Source organism: Sphingobacterium multivorum, from assembly GCF_039511225.1.
Classification (GTDB): Bacteria; Bacteroidota; Bacteroidia; order Sphingobacteriales; family Sphingobacteriaceae; genus Sphingobacterium.
Map to the genome: position 1 here is coordinate 1,841,355 of NZ_CP154261.1, position 18,383 is coordinate 1,859,737.

The following is an 18,383-nucleotide window of genomic DNA, read 5'->3' on the forward strand; positions in this document are numbered from 1 at the left end:
TTAAATTAACTCACTGAACACTCTTGCAATAAATTTGCCAAAAATTATTTGGTTACTCTACACGTCCAAAAAAGTTTGGCACCTCAATTTCAAAAGCCAGATGCTTAACAATATTTTCTGTAAAAATGTTTTGGAAAAAAGTTTTCCTACTTTTTGTAATCAAAATAACATCAACATCTTCATCCCGGATAATGGTATGAATACCGTTTGCAATATTCTCTCGGGAACCTGCAAAATAACTTGGCGATTTGATGATATAGGAAATGTCCTCGATACCGGTTTCAGCAATGATCTCTTCAATCCAATTTTCAAGTTTATCTCCTAATGTGTTGATTTCCAGTTTGTTTTTATTGATGTGAATAAGCTGCAAATGAAAGTTTTTTCCGTACAATGGTATCGCTTGTTTGAGGACTTCAAGTTCTCCGGGTTTGAAATTTGTCAATAAAGCAATGTTGTCATTTTTGAATTTTATCGCATTTTTCGGGATGGCTAAAACGGGGATCTTCGACTCTTTAATGACATCATAAGTATTGCTTCCGATCAAAACAGATTCGAGTCCGGTAACTCCTTTTGTACCCATAACCACGGTTTGATAGTTCTCTTTTATCTCTTGTTTTTCCAATGTTTCGGCCAAAATACCATTGGCAAATAGGGTAGAAATTTTAAGCGAAGGATATTCCTGTAGAAGTTCGGCTACAAGTTTTTCCATCTGATGGCGGGCTTCTCCCTCGGTGGGGTCCACTAAATGCTTCGCATTTGCAAATTTGTTGATATGTGAAGTGAACGAATGAAAGAGTGTAATCTCATCATGTGTTGTCGCTGCGATTTGAGCTGCATAAAACGCGGCAATTCGTGCGTTTTCGGAATAATCTACGGGTATTAATAGTTTAGACATGGCTATAAGGTTATGCTTTAGTGAAAAATATTGGAACTAAGGGATGACTAAATAGTGCTTTTGCAACTGAACGCGTAAAGACACGTTCAAAGAACGATTTTCTCGATCGTGTCACCAATAATATTTTGATCTTTTCCTCATGGATCATCTCATTAATGACTTCCGGAACTGTATCGAGGTCTTCAATATCACCCTGTATTGAATCGACCTCGATAGCAATGTTGGTCACACCGATATATTTTTTGATCTTATATTTCCATACTTCAAGCTTGTCTTCGATTCTGTTTTCTGATGAATGATCGTAGTGAACATGCATCAATTTTAATTCAAAGTCTTTGCCGATAATGTTAACAAAATCCTGTACGGTCTGTACCTCTTCTTCTTTAAAATTAGACAGTAAACCAACTTTGTCAATAGGTGTAAAGGAAGCTTCAGTTGGAATGGCCAAGACAGGTATCTTGGCTTTTTTGCTGATGACATAGGTTGTGCTGCCGATTAGCTGGCTATCGTCATTGGTGATGCCCTTAGTACCCATGATGACAAAATCAAACCGATTAGGAGTGGCGAGTTCCGGCAGCGTTTCTGTAATCATACCGCGCTCACATTGCGTTGTTAGTTCAACCGAAGGATGCTTTAATTTTATTGATTCTGCCAGATTTTTGATCAGGATATCAGCTTTGAATGTTGAAGAATTAGCCTCATTACGGCCATTTTCCTCTTCAAATACTGCAGAAGCTGAAGTATAATTGTGGTAAAGATGGAGTGAATATCCTTTTTCGAGAGCAAGATCCACTGCGTAATTTACAGCATTATTAGAATGAGCCGAAAAATCTACCGGTAGTAGAATGTTTTTTTTCATTAGAAGGAATTTAATCTACAAAATCTAATCTTATTTATTTTGCCTTTAGGGAATATGCGTGAAAGTGTACTAGATTCCCTATCTTACTATCAAATGTAATAAAACAAATGTAATTGTGAATGACCTTAAGTCAAATAGTTTTTGTTGTTTTACATGTTGAATTTGACGAGCTTTAGACAAATATGAATAACGAATAACACTTTTAAAATGTTGTATTTAATATCAGTTTGTGATTTCTATCACCTATAAAATACCTGTGCCCTAATTGTCTGTATGTTATGTCCTGATTTTTTTGTTTGAAAAGTCAATATTGATTTTTGATCGTTTAGAGAAAACAGTCGTTTCAAGGTCAATATATGGAATTCTACATTGCATAACCTACCAATTTTGAGTAAGTTTGCACATATTTTTAGATAATTAAATGACAAGTAGAGAAATTCGTCAAGCCTTTCTGGACTTTTTTAAAAGTAAAGGGCATCAGATAGTACCTTCGGCACCAGTAGTTGTAAAAAATGACCCTACATTAATGTTTACCAATGCGGGGATGAATCAATTCAAAGATTTGTTTCTTGGTGAAGCACCCATCAAATTTCCACGTGTTGCCGATACACAACGTTGTTTGCGTGTTTCCGGCAAACACAATGATTTGGAAGAAGTAGGGATTGATACCTATCACCATACATTGTTTGAGATGTTAGGAAATTGGAGCTTTGGTGATTACTTTAAGAAAGAAGCTATTGCTTGGGCCTGGGAACTGTTGACAGAAGTATATAAGTTAGACAAGGATCGTTTATATGTAACTATTTTTGAAGGGGATGCAAAAGAAGGTTTAGAACGTGATATGGAAGCTTTCGATTTCTGGAAAGAGTGGATTGGCGAAGATAGAATTCTCCTTGGAAACAAAAAAGATAACTTCTGGGAAATGGGCGAGACAGGACCTTGTGGGCCTTGTTCCGAAATTCACTTCGATATGCGCAGTGCAGAAGAGCGTAGACAAACTTCAGGACAGAGTTTGGTCAATGCAGACCACCCTCAAGTAATTGAGATCTGGAATCTTGTTTTTATGCAGTTTAATCGCTTGAAAGATGGTTCGCTTCAGTCATTACCAGCTAAACATGTTGATACAGGAATGGGCTTTGAGCGTTTGGTGCGATGCATCCAGGGAAAGACCTCCAATTATGATACAGACGTATTTACACCTACCATTGATTTTATTTCTGGGAAGTCAGGCATAAAATACGGTATAGATGAAAAGTCTGATATTGCTATGCGTGTAGTGTCTGATCACATTCGTGCGGTTAGTTTTGCAATTGCCGATGGTCAATTGCCATCTAATAATAAAGCTGGTTATGTGATCCGTCGTATTTTACGTCGCGCGGTACGTTATGCTTATACATTTTTAGGTTTTAAGACTCCTTTTATCAACGAACTCGTCCCTGTATTGGCATCACAGTTTGCCGGTGTATTCGACGAACTGATTCAACAGCAGGATTTTGTACAGAAAGTAATCTTAGAGGAAGAAGTTTCTTTCCTAAGAACATTGTCTACGGGGGTCCAACGATTTGAAAATTATGTAGAGGATCACAGCGTAATTAATGGTGATTTTGCTTTCGAGCTTTATGATACTTACGGATTTCCGATCGACTTAACTGAATTATTGGCCCGAGAGAAAGGGTTAACGGTTGATATGGAAGGTTTCAACCAAGCACTTCAAATTCAAAAGGATCGTTCTCGTGCTGCCACTGCTATAGATACAGGTGATTGGGTTGTGGTAAATGATGATGAGGGATTTGAATTCGTAGGCTACGACACATTAACTGCCGTTACAGAGGTTATTAAATACCGTAAGGTTGTAGCAAAAAATAAAGAGCAATTCCAATTGGTGCTTTCTGTTAGTCCTTTTTATGCTGAGGGTGGTGGCCAAGTTGGTGACTCTGGAGAATTGGTTTCCGAGGAAACGGGCGAAAAGATTTATATAACGGATACAAAAAAAGAAAATGGTCTATTTGTACATTTTACAAACAAATTGCCATTAGAATTGAAAGGAACATTTGTTGCTCAGGTCGATAAAACCAAAAGAATCGATACCGAAAACAATCACTCGGCGACCCATTTATTACATGCTGCGCTAAAACAGGTGCTAGGAAGCCATGTGAATCAAAAGGGATCATTGGTCAACGCCGATATTTTACGCTTTGACATCTCTCATTTTGCGAAAATGACTGACGAAGAGATTAAACAAGTTGAAGATATTGTCAATGCTAAAATTCGTGAAAATATTCCGCTGAAAGAGGAACGTAATGTCCCTTATCAACAGGCATTAGACTCGGGTGTAACAGCACTATTTGGTGAAAAGTATGGCGATTTTGTTCGTGTGATCACCTTTGAAGATCAATATTCTAAAGAATTATGTGGTGGTACGCATGTCAAAGCAACTGGTCAAATTGGGTTTTTTAAAATTGTTTCTGAATCTGCTGTTGCAGCCGGTGTACGTCGTATTGAGGCAATTACCGGAACTCGTTCAGCTTCGGTTATCCGTGAGCATTTCGAATTGGTGCATCACCTGAAAGAGCTTATGAATAATCCAAAGGATTTCGTTTCTGCATTAGGTAAAATCATCGACGAAAATGGCGCTTTGAAGAAAGAAGTCGAGAAAAGCATTACAGAAAAATCCTTGGCATTGAAGTCAGATCTGGAAGCGAAGATTCAACAAGTTGGATCTATAAACTTCTTGTCCACAATTGTTGATCTGCCCAATGCCGAAGCTGTGAAAACCCTAGCCTATGCGGTTAAGGGGGCGGTTAACAACTTGTTTTTGGTCATCGGTGCTGAGTTTGAAGGTAAACCAAGTTTGACCGTTGTCATATCAGATGAATTGGCCAAAGAAAAAGGGTTGAACGCAAGTCATATTGTTCGTGATTTAGCGAAGGATATCCAAGGTGGCGGAGGTGGTCAACCATTTTTCGCAACAGCTGGAGGTAAGAACCCTGCTGGATTAAAGTTTGCAATTGAGCGCGCAATAGATTTTTTGAAATAAATTTTATACAATACCAAGCCATCAGATTTATTCGACATCTTCGTTGGAAGATCCGGATAAATCTGATCGTTTGCACGATTCTTTAAGTTGTGACATGTAAGGTGAATCAAACGGAGCAAAGCCATTTGCGTAATTGGGAATAGGTACTTAACAAATAAAAATAAACGGATGAAAAAGGCAGTTTTTTTAGCAGTAGGGATCGTTGGTTTGATGATGGGTTGCCAAAATAAAGAGCAGTTTACCATCGCTGGAAATGTCGAAAATCCTGGTAATATCAAAGTTATTTCATTATATGAAGGTGATACCAAGCTGGATTCTATGTTTTTTGGCGATAATAACAAATTTCAGTTCATACGACCTGCTAGCCAATCCAGACTGTTGTCTTTGCGTATCGGTAAAAATCGGTATGATTTGATTGCTTCTCCGGGGGAGACGATCACATTTAAGACAGATCTTCACAAAGATGTAAATGATTATCAGGTGGATGGTTCTGAATTGTCAAAGACGATACAGCCTTTTGCCAAAGAGCGAAATTATCGCGATTATCTACAGGACTCCTTACAGTCGGTGTTTTCTAAGCTAACAGCCAATTCAACAGCAGCTGAGATCGAAAAGATTCGTGCTGAATATAAATCAAAGTTTGCTGAAGAATTGCGTACATATACAAAAAAAGCCGTCGATTTCTCTAATAAACACAATGATCTTGCAGGTTTTTATGCGATCTCTACCTTAGATCCCGAAGTCGCCGAAAATGAAATCATTACCTATGCAGAGAAAATAAAAAATGAATTTACGGAGAACAGATATGTGACACAGTTTAAAGAGGAGACCCAAAAGCTGAAAAAAATGGCAATTGGGCAACCTGCTCCCGAACTGACTTCATTTACGCCTTCCAACAAAGAGGTAAAATTGTCCAGTTTTAAAGGTAAATACACTTTAGTGGACTTTTGGGCTTCGTGGTGTATGCCTTGTCGTCAGGAGAACCCCAATCTCGTTAGGTTGTACCATACTTACCATGCTAAAGGCTTTGATATACTCTCCGTTTCATTTGACGATAATCCAGGTTCGTGGATGCGTGCTATCGAAGATGACAAGTTGACTTGGACACATGTATCAGATTTGAAAGCTTGGAGCTCACCCGTTGTTATTGATTACCGTGTGAAAGCCTTGCCTACCTCCTATATTCTCGATCCGAACGGCATTATTATAGCAAAGAATTTGCGCGGAGAGGAGCTGGAGGCATTTTTGAAGAAAACAATTAAGTAGTCAATGTGTTATTGTTAAATATTATATTACTTAATAATTTGGTAACATTAGATTAACTGATTGTTATCATTTTGTTTATAATTTAGCAAAAAAAATAAGACAAATGAGTTCTTCGAAACAAAAGATTTTAATTGTTGATGACGAAAAAGATATCTTGGATTTAATTGCATTCAACTTAAATCGTGAAGGTTATCAGGTCTCTACAGCGCAAAATGGAGAAGAGGCAATCAACGTTGCCAAACAAGTAAATCCGGACCTCATCATTTTGGATGTGATGATGCCAAAGATGGACGGAATTGAAGCTTGTCGCATCATGCGCGCAATGCCTGAATTCAAGAGTACATTCATGGTGTTTTTGACTGCTAGAAGCGAAGAGTATTCGGAGATCGCAGGATTTCATGTCGGTGCAGACGACTATATTGCAAAGCCGATCAAACCGCGTGCGCTAATGAGCCGCATCAATGCTATCTTAAGAAGAAATGCTTCCGAAGAGTCAGATGCTGCCGTTCAGGATAAAATTGAAATTGCCGATTTGGTTATTGATCGAGATTCTTTCCTAGTCTACAAAGGGGAACAAAAGATCGTTCTTGCAAAGAAAGAGTTTGAGCTATTATATTTGTTGGCTTCAAAACCGAATAAGGTGTTTACGCGTGAACAGATCTTAAAGAGCATCTGGGAAGATTCTGTTGTTGTGACTAACCGTACAATTGACGTTCACATCCGCAAGCTGCGTGAAAAGATAGGAGACGATTATGTAACCACTGTAAAAGGAGTGGGATACAAATTCGATAAAGAATAGAGAAAGAGGCCAAAGCCTCTTTTTTTATTGATTAACTTTCCGCAGTATAGATTCGATACGATTCGCCTTGCGCCAAATCTGGACAAATATGGAGCAGATGTTTCCAATTTAACATAGGGGAAAGGAGCGGATTTAGTGAAGGAATTGCCATCGTTATAGGGAACTCTTTCTCGAGATGACTTGATATCACCGCAACAAATCTTTACTTTTGACCTAAAGCAAAGTAAAAATTTCAACATGTCATCTATTCTTATAAAATCTGCACAACTAGTCAATGAAGGTAAAGTTGAGGTTGCTGATGTATATATCAGCAATGGTCGAATCGAAATGATTGCTCAGGAAATTAATCATCCTGCTGATCAGGAGATAAATGCTGAGGGGCTACACTTGCTACCGGGACTTATCGATGACCAGGTTCATTTTAGAGAACCCGGGTTAACTTATAAAGCGGATATATGGCATGAGAGCCGCGCCGCAGTTGCCGGTGGGACAACCTCCTTCATGGAAATGCCTAATACTGTCCCGAATACGTTGACCCAGCAGTTGCTTCAAGATAAATATGATATTGCAGCAAAAAATGCATTGGCCAATTACTCATTCTTTATGGGGGCGGCTAATGATAATCTTGAGGAGGTGCTTAAAACTAATCCAAGGGACGTCTGTGGTATCAAAGTTTTTATGGGTTCATCTACAGGGAATATGTTGGTGGATAATGAAAAAGCGTTGGAAGGGATCTTTGCGAATGCTCCGACCTTGGTAGCTACGCATTGTGAAGACGAGGCGACGATAAAGGCAAATCTGGCCCTATTTAAGGAAAAATATGGTGAGGATGGATTGAAAATTGAGATGCATCCATTGATTCGTTCTGAGGAAGCCTGCTATTTATCCTCGTCGAAAGCTGTCGAATTGGCAAAAAAGCATAATACACGCTTGCATATCCTTCATATATCAACAGCCAAAGAAATTGCATTATTTAGTCATGATATTCCATTAAAGGATAAAAAAATAACGGCTGAAGCTTGTATCCATCACCTTTGGTTTTCTGATCAGGACTATGCTTCAAAAGGTAATTTTATCAAATGGAATCCAGCTGTAAAAACCGCCAATGATCGCGACCAAATTCTAAAAGCTTTATTAGATGGGCATATCGATGTGATAGCAACAGATCATGCTCCGCATACAATGGAGGAAAAATCGCAGCCCTATGCTTCAGCGCCAAGCGGAGGACCTCTTGTACAGCATGCATTGCAAGCCTTGTTGGATATGGTCAAAGCGGGAAAAATGACCCTGGAACAATTGGTGCAGAAATCTGCACACAATACGGCTACATTGTTCCAAATCGAAGATAGAGGTTACATTCGTGAGGGTTATTGGGCCGATCTTGTGTTGGTCGATCTGAATAAACCTTATACGGTTTCGAAAGCAAATATCCTGTCAAAATGTGGCTGGTCACCATTTGAGGGACACACATTTAGCTCGACGATTGAACATACTTTTGTATCAGGTAAACTTGCTTTCTCCAATGGGCAACTTATTGAGAAAGGTGCTGGTGAACGTCTGTTGTTCAACCGATAGTATTTAAAGATGGAAAAAAGAGCCTTTCTAAAATCGGTTGCTTTAAGCCTGTTGTCTATTCCTGTATCGGGAATGGGATTGCCAACCGGAGACAAAAATGAATTGTACGGCCAAGCGGCTTTGCTTGCAACGAGGTTAAAATTGGGGGATACCATAGGTTTAATTACACCTGCAGGTGTATTGGATGAGGAAGAGTCCATTAGCATTGCACGTGAAATATTCGAGACACAGGGTTTTAAAGTAAAAGAGGGTAAACATATCCGCAGCCGCTATGGTAATTTGGCCGGTACCGATCAGGAGCGTATTGCCGACATACACGATATGTTTGCAGATAAGACTGTCAAAGCGATTGTCTGTATCAGGGGCGGATCGGGTACTTCGCGCCTTTTAGATCGGCTAGATTATAAACTGATTTCCAATAACCCCAAAATTCTATTGGGTTATTCAGATATAACGGCGCTTATTTTGGCCTTGTATGCCAAGACAGGACTAGTTACATTTCACGGAGCAGTTGGTATCAGCACGTGGACTAAAAAACTTGCAGAGGCTTTCAAAGCCCAGTTTGTTGCCAATCAGCCAGCGATATTTGAGAACCCCAAGTTGAAGGGCGATACGATTGTACAAACTAAAGACCGAATAGCAACAATTCATCCTGGCATAGTAGAAGGAATATTGCTGGGTGGGAATATGACCGTATTGACCGGATTATGTGGTTCGCCTTATCTGCCGGACTTTAAAGATAAAATTCTTTTTATTGAGGAGGTAGACGAGGATATGGAACGTATAGATCGGATGTTCTGCCAATTGAAAAATGCGGGTATATTAGGCGTAGTTAAGGGCTTTATTTTTGGCAAGTGCACCAATTGCAAACCATCGGCTGGGTATGGATCCGTAACACTTGATCAATTGTTCAGTGATTATATCAAACCTTTGAAAATTCCTGCGTATACAGGAGCGGTCATTGGGCATATTGCCGAACAGTTTATTTTACCCGTAGGTGCAAAAGTTCGTGTGGATGCTTCTCTAGGAACAATTGCCTTAATGGAGCCTGCATTAAGAGATTAGTATGAAATTAGTAAAGAATGATTTAATCAAAGCCTTTTCTTTGTATGAAGAAAGGGCTTTGATGCATAGAAGATTTAAACATGGCGATATATTACCGCTATTGGAAAATATCAGGAGCGCTGGGTACCTTGCTGTAACGGAAATTGGTCAATCAAGTGAAGGCCGTTCGATCTATCGGTTACAATACGGTCAAGGGCCAATCAAAATACTTTTATGGTCACAAATGCACGGTGATGAGCCTACAGCGACAATGGCATTATTTGATCTGTTTAATTTCTTTGGAGGTAAAGGTGATGGTTTTGATGCATATCGAAATGAGATAGCATCAAAATTGACCCTATATTTTATTCCGATGCTAAACCCAGATGGTACTGAGCGGTTTCAACGTAGGACGGCAATGGATGTGGATATGAACAGGGACGCTCGGGCTACTGCAACTGTAGAGGGAGCTCTATTGAAGGAGCAAGCCATGTTGTTAAAGCCTGATTTTGCCTTTAACCTGCACAACCAAAACAATTACTACAATATTCCTGGGACAAATACGCCAGTGGCAATTTCCTTGTTGGCCCCAGCTTATGATTATGCGCGGAATATCAATGCAACTCGGGCGGATGCTATGCGTGTAATTGTGGGAATAAATAAGATCCTTCAAGAGGTTGTACCCGATGCGGTCGCAAAGTATGACGATGAACATACACCACGTGGCTTTGGCGATAACTTTCAAAAATGGGGAGTTCGTACTGTTTTAATTGAATCAGGAGCTTATGTAGGTGATAGCGAAAAAATGATAGTCAGAAAATGTAATTTCGTCGCATTGTTAAAAGCATTTGAGGAGATTGCTGACCAATCCTTTGAACAGTATTCGATTACCGATTACGATACGATTCCCTTTAATGATGAAAAGCTCCATGATGTGTTACTGAGAAATTTGACCATTGAGCAGGATGGAACCCAAATTGTTGTTGATATTGCCATTCGGCAAAATGAAAAGACGATAGGATCTGACTATTGTGTAGTTGGGGTAATCGAGGATATTGGCGATCTGCAGGATTTTTATGGTTACGTAGATATAGATGCTGCGGGATTGGCGTTTGCCCCGGCTAAGATTTACCTGGAGCCGTTTGCTTCCTTGGCAGATTTAGATGATACGATCGTTATGGGTTTACTTAATAAGGGATACGCAGCTGTTATTATAGATAAAATTAATCCAGACGAACTTTTACATTGCTTTCCAATCAGGGTATTAACGAAGAAAAATGTTGACTTTTCACAACGATTAGTGTTGGGAAATGCAGCAGATTTTTTCCTTCATAGAAAAGGTAAAATCATGTACGCCTTAATAAATGGCTATGTGATCGATTTGACAAAATCGCTGCAGAGGCACTATAAAAATCAGGTGCTTTAGAAATAAACAGTATACTATTTAAAAAGCAAAGGTCACAACATTTCTTGTGACCTTTACTTTTTGAGACTGCTAGTAGCCAGTATTCTGTTGATTTGCAATAGCTGGATTTGCATTCATCTCATCCAATGAGATAGGAAGGATGGTTTTAAAGAAGGTTCTATCAATTGTTTTTTGTCTATTCGTTGTACTGATATTGCCCAAATCATCATCAAAAGTTATTGATTTGTTCCAACGCATCATATCAAAGAAACGATGACCTTCCCCAAGGAGTTCTTTACTTCTCTCATCGGCGATCATGTCTAAAGTGATCGTACCTGATGTTGCGGCATCCAATTTTGGTGAGCGCTGGCGTATTGCATTGAGGTAGTTTGCTGCAAGAGCTTTATCAGGCGACGGTTTTAACAATGCGGCTTCAGCAGCGATAAGATATACCTCGGATAACCGGATGACCTTAATATTGACAGCGGTGCTATTTGCAGCAGAATTTTTATCACCAGAAAGCGTTGTACTACCGCTGTATTTGTAGACTGCACCTAAATGTGTGGTACCGACCTCATCATAAGCCATAACTCCCCACCTAACGTCTGTGTCATCTTTCTTAAGTTTAGCCAAGAAAGGGTCGGCGGCTACAAAGTTCCCCAATATGGCTGTACTGCCATGTCCTTTCCGGCGAAACATAGCCCCCAATGAACTTGTTCCGGCGTCAGCCTCGTTCGGATAGACGCCCAATTCTAAGATAGATTCAGTTCCAAACATACCTGTCCAGGATTTTACCCAATTTTCATTGCTATATAATGTGTAAACTTTGGAGTCTATTACTTCTTGAGCGGATTTTAGCGCGTTTTCATAATCGTTCATGTAAAGGTACACGCGAGCTTGAAGCGCTTTATTGGCGAAAAAGTTAAAATACCCATCCGATTTAGATTTTGGCAAAATGCTTTCCGCATCCTTTAGATCCTGTACAATTTGTTTGTAGTTTTCTTCAACAGAAATGCGTTTTTCCTGCGTACTATATTCGAGGACTTTTGTCACATTAGGAATACCAAGGGAAGATTTATCCATATTGTAGGGTTTTCCATATAGCCTCACAAGATCAAAATTGATGAGGGCTCTTGCGGTCAATGCTTGTCCTTTGTAGGTATTAAAATTCTCGGTTGAACCGGCAGCGACTAGTTTATCGATATTCGTCAAAAGATTATTAATCTGTACAAGTGTATGAAATCCTTGTGTCCAGATACCTGAGTAAGGATTAGAAGAGGCTGAATGATTAAAAACATAAAGATAATCATAACCGCGACCCTGAGATGCTATCGTAAAGTCTCCTCCTTTAGCATCAGCGTAGAGCGGGAAATTTCGTCCGTAGTAGGCGACGTTTGCCATTTTACTCATTAACCCATTGATGATAACTTTTGCGTCGGCAGCAGTTTGGATAGAGGAATTAGAGTCACCCATATTAGTCGGTGTGACATCCAGAAAGTTGCTACAAGAGCTGATTGCTAATGATATTGTTATGCACGAGGCAATAAAAAGCTTTTTCATAATACTGTTTTTTTTATTAAAAACTAAATTCGACACCAAAAGTATATGTTTTTGCCAATGGTGTTTCCCAACCGCGCGTACCAAACTGGTTGACTTCCGGATCCATATACTTATATTTCGAAACAGTCAGCAAATTGCTTCCATTGAAAAATACTCTTGCATTGGAAATGCCGGCCCGTTTTAAAAACTCATTTGGTAATCTATAGCTCAACGAAATGTTTTTTAATCTAAGATAGGATGCGTCAAATAGCTGCCTGCTACTGATTTGGTTAACATCTTCCAGATCTCTTCCCGTTACCATTGGGTAAGATCCTCCGGTATTTGATGGTGACCAGCTGTTTTCCGTAAAATAAGCCGCATGAATTCGCTCCCAATAATAGCCATCGTCGGCAACATCTTTGGATGTAGCGTCATAAAGTTTACCACCTATTTTATAAGCGAAATTCAGTCCTAGTGAAAAGTTTTTGTAGTCAACATCAGAGTTTATACCTCCATATAGCTTAGGATTTGCATTTCCGATGATGGTCTGTTTCGCCTTTTTGTAATCATAACTCGCCGCCTTTCCATTAAATATAAAGTCGCCATTAGTGCCATCATTTGTATACCAGACATTTTTGCCATTGGTTTGATCGGTACCAGCCCATTCCAAACCAAAGAATGATAAGGATGACTCTCCTTCACGGTAAATAAATCGGGCTCTATCGTCTCCCCCTGTGGGATCGAACCAAACGATATCCCGTCCACCATATAATTTTGTAATTTTGGATCTGATGATTGCGGCATTTGCACTTAATGTCCATTTCCAATTTTCGTTTTTAACGATATCTGAACCTAATTCAATCTCGATCCCTTCATTGTTCATTTCACCAACATTTCGCAGTATGGAGCCGAAACCAGTTATTGTGGATATCGGAACGTTCTGTAGTAGGTCCTTCGAGTCTCTGTTAAAATATTCAATAGTACCAAATAGTCTGTTGCGGAACAGGCCAAATTCTAAGGCGACGTTTGTGGAGTAATTTTTCTCCCAAGCGACGTCCGGATTGCCTAGATTATTTAGACCACCACCTGGCTGCGTCATGTATTTGTTGGAATAGCTTGTCAGATTTCTCCAGGCAAAAAGATCGGTCGGTAATGTTCCATTTACGCCATACGAACCTCTAATTCTGAGGTTATTGATTTCCTCAATCCCTTTAATAAAAGATTCTTTTGCCAGATTCCAGGAGCCGGCTAAAGACCAAAAATTACCCCAACGAGGACCTGGTGCTAAGCGTGATGAACCGTCCCTTCTAAAGGATGCTGATGCAAAATAGCGTTCATCATAATTGTACTCGGCCCGCGATAGTACAGACATCATATTATTGCCCCAAGAATAAGCCGATGCATCCAATATACCTGCAGTGGCGACCGTATGAAGGGAAGAGGATGGTAGATCTTTACCCGTGGCACGGATAAAATCCGTTGTATTTTTTTCAGCCTCGAAGCCTGCTAACAACCCGATATGATGTAAGCCGAAGCTTTTGTTGTAATTGGCGGTTGTGGATGATACCAATTTCTCAATGGACGTAGAAACCTCGGTAACACGTCCATTATCTGCCATTCCGTTATAATGTTTCGCACTATAGTAAATATGATCTTTGACCTCTGTTCTGTCATAGGAGAAAATAGTCTTCAAGGTAAGTTCAGGCAATAACTTCAATGATAGAGATTCTATCGCTGATAATTTGCTCGTTTTCGAAGAGTTTTCCCATTCTTTATTGTAGTATAAAGGATTGTAAGCAAGACTACCGTAGCGAGCCGTATATTCCTTACCAGTTTTATAATCCGTTGGCCAATACATCTGCCACAATAAATTACTGGTTTGATACAGGTAATTTGTTCCTGTATTTCGGGTGTCATTCATTCCAATAAGCTTGTTTTTGGCGTAGTTGACATTTGATCCAAATTCAAGATATTTTCCAATCTTTTGCGTCAAATTGATCCGGCCATTAATTCTGTCAAAATTATTCTCGATCACCCTACTTTTGTCCTGCGTATAGCCTAAGGAAGCATAATAATTGGTTTTTTCAGTTGCTCCACTTACCGAAATATCGTTACTGTTGAATATTCCCGTTCTGAATAAAGCATTGTTCCAGTCATAATATTGACCATCTCTATTCACGACACCATCAGTTTTTCCTGAGATATGTACGTTCTCCCATTGGGTGGTTCCATCCGTACTGAATTGATAACCATGAATACCAAAACCATAAGAAGAAGTTGGCTTACCATAATTTGCCGAATTTGGATTCCAGTCCAAGGAATTTAAGCGGAATAAAGTATTTTTATTCGCCTGTTCAGCGGTTTGACCAGCTGCTATTCTAGAATCATATAAAACGCTATACAGCATGTTGATTTGATCCTGTACGGAAGCAGGTTCATTATTTTTTGTTGCCCAGGAAGGGCTAATGCCAATAGAAGACTTGACATTGATCTTTGGATCTCCATTTTTACCCCTTTTGGTGGTGATGATGATGACGCCATTTGCGGCCCGGGATCCATAAAGAGAAGAGGCAGCGGCATCCTTAAGCACAGAGATTGATTCAATATCACTCGGATTTAACGTGCTCATGACATTGTTTGTATTAACAATGTAATCGCCCATTTGTCCGACACTACCCGAAATGACTGGAACACCGTCAATAACATATAATGGCTCATTCGATGCGTTCATGGAGCCTATGCCCCGAATACGAACCGCCGAAGTAGCCCCCGCTTGCCCCGATCCATTTGACATTTGTAGGCCCGCGACACGACCGGTAAGTGCTTTTTCAAAAGAGGTGACAGGTTGTTTATCAATGGCATCTGATTTTATTTGTGCCGCCGAACCAGTATAGGTGCTTTTTTTAGCCGTTCCATAAGCAATAACAATGACTTCGTCCAGTGCCTTTTCATCACCTTTAAGTGAAATACTTATAGTTTTGCGGCCATTGACCTGCACTTCTTGTGGGCTATAACCTACGGCAGATATACTCAATGTTGCATCGGGGTTTGCGCTTAGGGTAAAAAGGCCATTTTCGTTTGTCGATGTCCCTTGATTAGCGCCTTTTACATTAATCGTAACTCCGCTAATTGGTTTTCCGTTGCTGTCTGTTATTTTACCAGCAATTTGGATCTGTTGTGCATATAAAGACTGCATCGAACTACAGGCTATGAGACACAACGTTGTGAGCACATGTTGTTTCATAAAAGTGTGAATTGATTAATTTAGTTGTTAATATTTTGGTGCTGTCGAGTGTTGGTCAAACTTGCGATAGCAATTCAGTGCAATCTTTTCTTTAAGAAAAAAACATTGCACTGAATATAGGGTTATTTTCTTACAATTCCAATTCCCGGACGGTCGGGGAGAAGGCAACTGCCATTTACCACGGTCATGCCGTCGTATATATCATTTCCGATTAATAAAGCACCATCTAGATCTGCCCAGTCTGTTAATGGTGCAAGTTGTGCAGCGGCACTAATAGCGCAGGAAGTTTCGGTCATACAGCCGATCATGACTTTCATTTCCAGCGAACGGGCAAGTTCTGCCATTCGCTTCGCTTCGCGCATGCCCGTGCATTTCATCAATTTAATGTTAATACCCGAATAAACCCCCTTTAAACCCGGTACATCGACCAATCGTTGGCATCCTTCGTCGGCGATTGTGGGAATTGGGCTATGTTCTGTCAACCAGGCATTGTCATCGATCTGTTCTTTAGGCATAGGCTGTTCTAAGAAAGAAACATTTCTTTCTGCAAGCCAATGCGCCATCTCCAAGGCTTCTTCACGTGTTTTCCAACCCTGGTTCACATCGGCACATAACGGTCGATCGGTAACCTGACGGATGGTATCAATAATCATTTTGTCGGTGTCGAGCCCCAGTTTCACCTTTAAAATTTTAAACTGATCAGCCTCGGCGACTTTTGTGCGGATCATTTCTTCTGTATCGATCCCAATGGTATAGGATGTTGGTGGAATAAGATCAGGATTCAATCCCCATATCTTATAATAAGGCTGGTTCATGATTTTGCCGAGGATATCATGGAGGGCGATATCAATGGAAGCTTTAGCGGCGGTATTTTTCACGGCGAGCTGATCAATATAATGCAGGATTTCTTCGGTTTGAAAAGGTGAGTTAAAACCTGTGAGATCAATTTGATTCAAAAACGAAATGACGCTATCCTGCGACTCGCCAAGGTAGGGGGGCATACTTGCTTCACCATAACCTATAATGCCATCATACTCCAATTCGGTCAAAACAACCGGTGTTGTGCTTCGGCTAAAGGAAGCTACCGTAAAGATGTGGCGCAATGTTAACGTGTAAGGTCGAAACCTTAATTTAAAGGGCCCAAAATCTTTACTGATCCATTCAGATTGATTACTCATCGCCATGTTTATTTGTTGCTGTAATAATTGTTTTCAACGACTTTCTGTATTGCACTATCGTGTGCACCGAGGTAACGGCGTGCAGCCACTACGGTACGCGTTTGAAAATCATCGTAGTTTGCGGCATCCTTTAGCATGCTGTTGATCCGAACCAAGCCTGCAGCATGAATAAAGGTTCCATTGCCAATATAGAGTGCAACATGTGTTACACGCGCATTAGGATTGCTATTTTTGCCCGCCGCGAAGAATAATAAGTCTGCGGGTTTTAGATTTTTGAGTGCTTTCTCAGGGTCGAAATGCCCTTCTTGATCTAAAATATCGATTTTTTCACCTGCAAGTACTTGTTGCGATGCATCTCTCGGAATTACAAAGCCGTTCATAAAGAAGCTAGTTTTGGTAAAGCCGCTGCAGTCTACACCTTTCACCGATGTCCCTCCCCATAAATAGGGCAGACCTAACATTGTTTTTGCACTGGCAATAATATTTTCCGCCGTAGGTTGGCGTGTTTCAAACCAATTTTTTAAGGTTAGACTTTCTGATTTTTTAATATAACCTGAACGTCCATCGGGATAGGCAATTTCATAAAAATTGCCTTTCTGTCCTTTTAACTGAAGAATGTCTCCATAAACGAGATCAGACACCCGCTGGCTTTTTTCATTGGGTTCAGAATATGATTTTCCAAATTCAGCTGTATAAATCACTTTTTCTGCTTGTCGCCAATTGGCCAACATGGTCTTGTCCATGGCTTCGATGGATGAACTGGGGACCCAAGCGATATAGCCGTCGGGTGTACGAACACGGTAGTCGCCGCTCTTTTTTTGCAGAAGGTCAACTTGTGTTCCGAGTAAAACCTGGCTAGTCAGCTCCGCAGCATTATCTGGAAATGTGCGCATGTTTGCAACAGAGAGTCTGATGACTCCAGTAGTTTTTTCACCTACACTTGCATCGGGCAGCAGTTGTACTTGAATATTGGCTGATATATCTTTTGCCTTTTGTTCCAAAACGAACTTAGCATCTTTTTCAGTTGTTTCAAGCACGTATTGGTTCTGTGCTATATCCGCTTTCTGGATGGCCACGATCTTGGTTCTTTTATCGGGCGCAAATTCACGTTTTACGTTTTCTTGCAACTCTTTGATCTTGAAATAAGTCGTGGAATCCAGCTGCTGAGCCTGACCGCTTTCAACACCTATAAGGCTTGCATAAGCTAAAATAGCGAATTTAAGAGTGTTTTTCATGCGAATTAGTTTGTTTCTAAAGATAGGATTAATTCATAATATAAGTCAATTTTTATTGTCGATTTTTAAGTGATTTTGATGTTATGTTGCTAAAAAACGAATGTTTGGGTTTAATTACAATTAAATCATCTAATTGCTAAAACCATTTTGTAATATTGCTTATTGATTATGAAGGCAGTATTCTTCTTCCATTACCGACAAAGCTGCAAAAATGTAGGATGGCATTTTCCGGCGGATATTGACGAAGTAGGTTTTGGGGGTAGATCTGATGCAAGGCAGTGTATTACGCTAGAAAAGAAAGTGATGC

12 protein-coding genes are annotated in these 18,383 nt (G+C 40.0%); 6 read left to right on the forward strand and 6 right to left on the reverse strand.

Features of this window, described 5'->3' with window-relative positions:
* Positions 1–52: 52 nt before the first annotated feature.
* Entirely contained in the window at positions 53–895 is an 843-nt protein-coding gene (locus AAH582_RS07560; RefSeq protein ID WP_343321727.1) for a universal stress protein, read from the reverse strand.
* 10 nt (positions 896–905) lie between these two features.
* A complete protein-coding gene (locus tag AAH582_RS07565) occupies positions 906–1,754 on the reverse strand; it encodes a universal stress protein (RefSeq protein ID WP_286769264.1) in 849 nt (282 codons plus the stop codon).
* Positions 1,755–2,175: 421 nt separating this feature from the next.
* Here AAH582_RS07565 and alaS point away from each other — a divergent pair, with 421 nt between their 5' ends.
* From alaS to AAH582_RS07595, 6 genes are all read left to right on the forward strand, one after another.
* The gene (gene alaS, locus AAH582_RS07570) at positions 2,176–4,791 is read left to right on the forward strand and encodes an alanine--tRNA ligase (RefSeq protein ID WP_343321728.1); all 2,616 of its coding nucleotides are present in this window, start codon (positions 2,176–2,178) and stop codon (positions 4,789–4,791) included.
* Between the two features lie 168 nt (positions 4,792–4,959).
* Positions 4,960–6,057 carry a TlpA family protein disulfide reductase gene (locus tag AAH582_RS07575; protein ID WP_046672233.1) on the forward strand — a complete coding sequence of 366 codons (1,098 nt, stop codon included), beginning with the start codon at positions 4,960–4,962 and terminating at the stop codon, positions 6,055–6,057.
* A 103-nt stretch (positions 6,058–6,160) separates the two neighbouring features.
* Positions 6,161–6,856: a response regulator transcription factor gene (locus AAH582_RS07580; RefSeq protein WP_046672195.1), complete on the forward strand. Its 696-nt coding sequence runs from the start codon at positions 6,161–6,163 to the stop codon at positions 6,854–6,856.
* A gap of 237 nt (positions 6,857–7,093) precedes the next feature.
* Entirely contained in the window at positions 7,094–8,431 is a 1,338-nt protein-coding gene (locus tag AAH582_RS07585; RefSeq protein WP_046672196.1) for a dihydroorotase, read from the forward strand.
* A gap of 9 nt (positions 8,432–8,440) precedes the next feature.
* The gene (locus tag AAH582_RS07590; protein WP_046672197.1) at positions 8,441–9,496 is read left to right on the forward strand and encodes a S66 peptidase family protein; all 1,056 of its coding nucleotides are present in this window, start codon (positions 8,441–8,443) and stop codon (positions 9,494–9,496) included.
* A 1-nt stretch (position 9,497) separates the two neighbouring features.
* On the forward strand, positions 9,498–10,901 hold the full coding sequence (locus tag AAH582_RS07595; RefSeq protein WP_343321729.1) for a M14 family zinc carboxypeptidase: 1,404 nt from the start codon (positions 9,498–9,500) through the stop codon (positions 10,899–10,901).
* A gap of 69 nt (positions 10,902–10,970) precedes the next feature.
* Here the strand turns inward: AAH582_RS07595 and AAH582_RS07600 are convergent, their stop codons facing one another.
* The 4 genes from AAH582_RS07600 to AAH582_RS07615 all read right to left on the reverse strand — a co-directional run bounded on the left by AAH582_RS07600 (position 10,971) and on the right by AAH582_RS07615 (position 18,076).
* On the reverse strand, positions 10,971–12,440 hold the full coding sequence (locus tag AAH582_RS07600) for a RagB/SusD family nutrient uptake outer membrane protein (protein WP_046672199.1): 1,470 nt from the start codon (positions 12,438–12,440) through the stop codon (positions 10,971–10,973).
* Positions 12,441–12,456: 16 nt separating this feature from the next.
* Positions 12,457–15,663: a SusC/RagA family TonB-linked outer membrane protein gene (locus tag AAH582_RS07605; protein ID WP_343321730.1), complete on the reverse strand. Its 3,207-nt coding sequence runs from the start codon at positions 15,661–15,663 to the stop codon at positions 12,457–12,459.
* 122 nt (positions 15,664–15,785) lie between these two features.
* Positions 15,786–16,841, reverse strand: a complete 1,056-nt coding sequence (locus AAH582_RS07610; protein WP_343321731.1) for a dipeptide epimerase — start codon at positions 16,839–16,841, stop codon at positions 15,786–15,788.
* Between the two features lie 8 nt (positions 16,842–16,849).
* Positions 16,850–18,076, reverse strand: coding sequence for an NlpC/P60 family protein (locus AAH582_RS07615; protein WP_343321732.1), 1,227 nt, complete (start codon positions 18,074–18,076; stop codon positions 16,850–16,852).
* Between the last annotated feature and the right edge of the window lie 307 nt (positions 18,077–18,383).

What these genes read in the sequence shown, in the direction of transcription:
- AAH582_RS07610 (WP_343321731.1), bottom strand. Translation starts at nt 16,841, where the DNA reads ATGAGTAATCAATCTGAATGGATCAGTAAAGATTTTGGGCCCTTTAAA.
- alaS (WP_343321728.1), top strand. Translation starts at nt 2,176, where the DNA reads ATGACAAGTAGAGAAATTCGTCAAGCCTTTCTGGACTTTTTTAAAAGT.
- AAH582_RS07565 (WP_286769264.1), bottom strand. Translation starts at nt 1,754, where the DNA reads ATGAAAAAAAACATTCTACTACCGGTAGATTTTTCGGCTCATTCTAAT.
- AAH582_RS07585 (WP_046672196.1), top strand. Translation starts at nt 7,094, where the DNA reads ATGTCATCTATTCTTATAAAATCTGCACAACTAGTCAATGAAGGTAAA.
- AAH582_RS07590 (WP_046672197.1), top strand. Translation starts at nt 8,441, where the DNA reads ATGGAAAAAAGAGCCTTTCTAAAATCGGTTGCTTTAAGCCTGTTGTCT.
- AAH582_RS07605 (WP_343321730.1), bottom strand. Translation starts at nt 15,663, where the DNA reads ATGAAACAACATGTGCTCACAACGTTGTGTCTCATAGCCTGTAGTTCG.
- AAH582_RS07600 (WP_046672199.1), bottom strand. Translation starts at nt 12,440, where the DNA reads ATGAAAAAGCTTTTTATTGCCTCGTGCATAACAATATCATTAGCAATC.
- AAH582_RS07580 (WP_046672195.1), top strand. Translation starts at nt 6,161, where the DNA reads ATGAGTTCTTCGAAACAAAAGATTTTAATTGTTGATGACGAAAAAGAT.
- AAH582_RS07560 (WP_343321727.1), bottom strand. Translation starts at nt 895, where the DNA reads ATGTCTAAACTATTAATACCCGTAGATTATTCCGAAAACGCACGAATT.
- AAH582_RS07595 (WP_343321729.1), top strand. Translation starts at nt 9,498, where the DNA reads ATGAAATTAGTAAAGAATGATTTAATCAAAGCCTTTTCTTTGTATGAA.
- AAH582_RS07575 (WP_046672233.1), top strand. Translation starts at nt 4,960, where the DNA reads ATGAAAAAGGCAGTTTTTTTAGCAGTAGGGATCGTTGGTTTGATGATG.
- AAH582_RS07615 (WP_343321732.1), bottom strand. Translation starts at nt 18,076, where the DNA reads ATGAAAAACACTCTTAAATTCGCTATTTTAGCTTATGCAAGCCTTATA.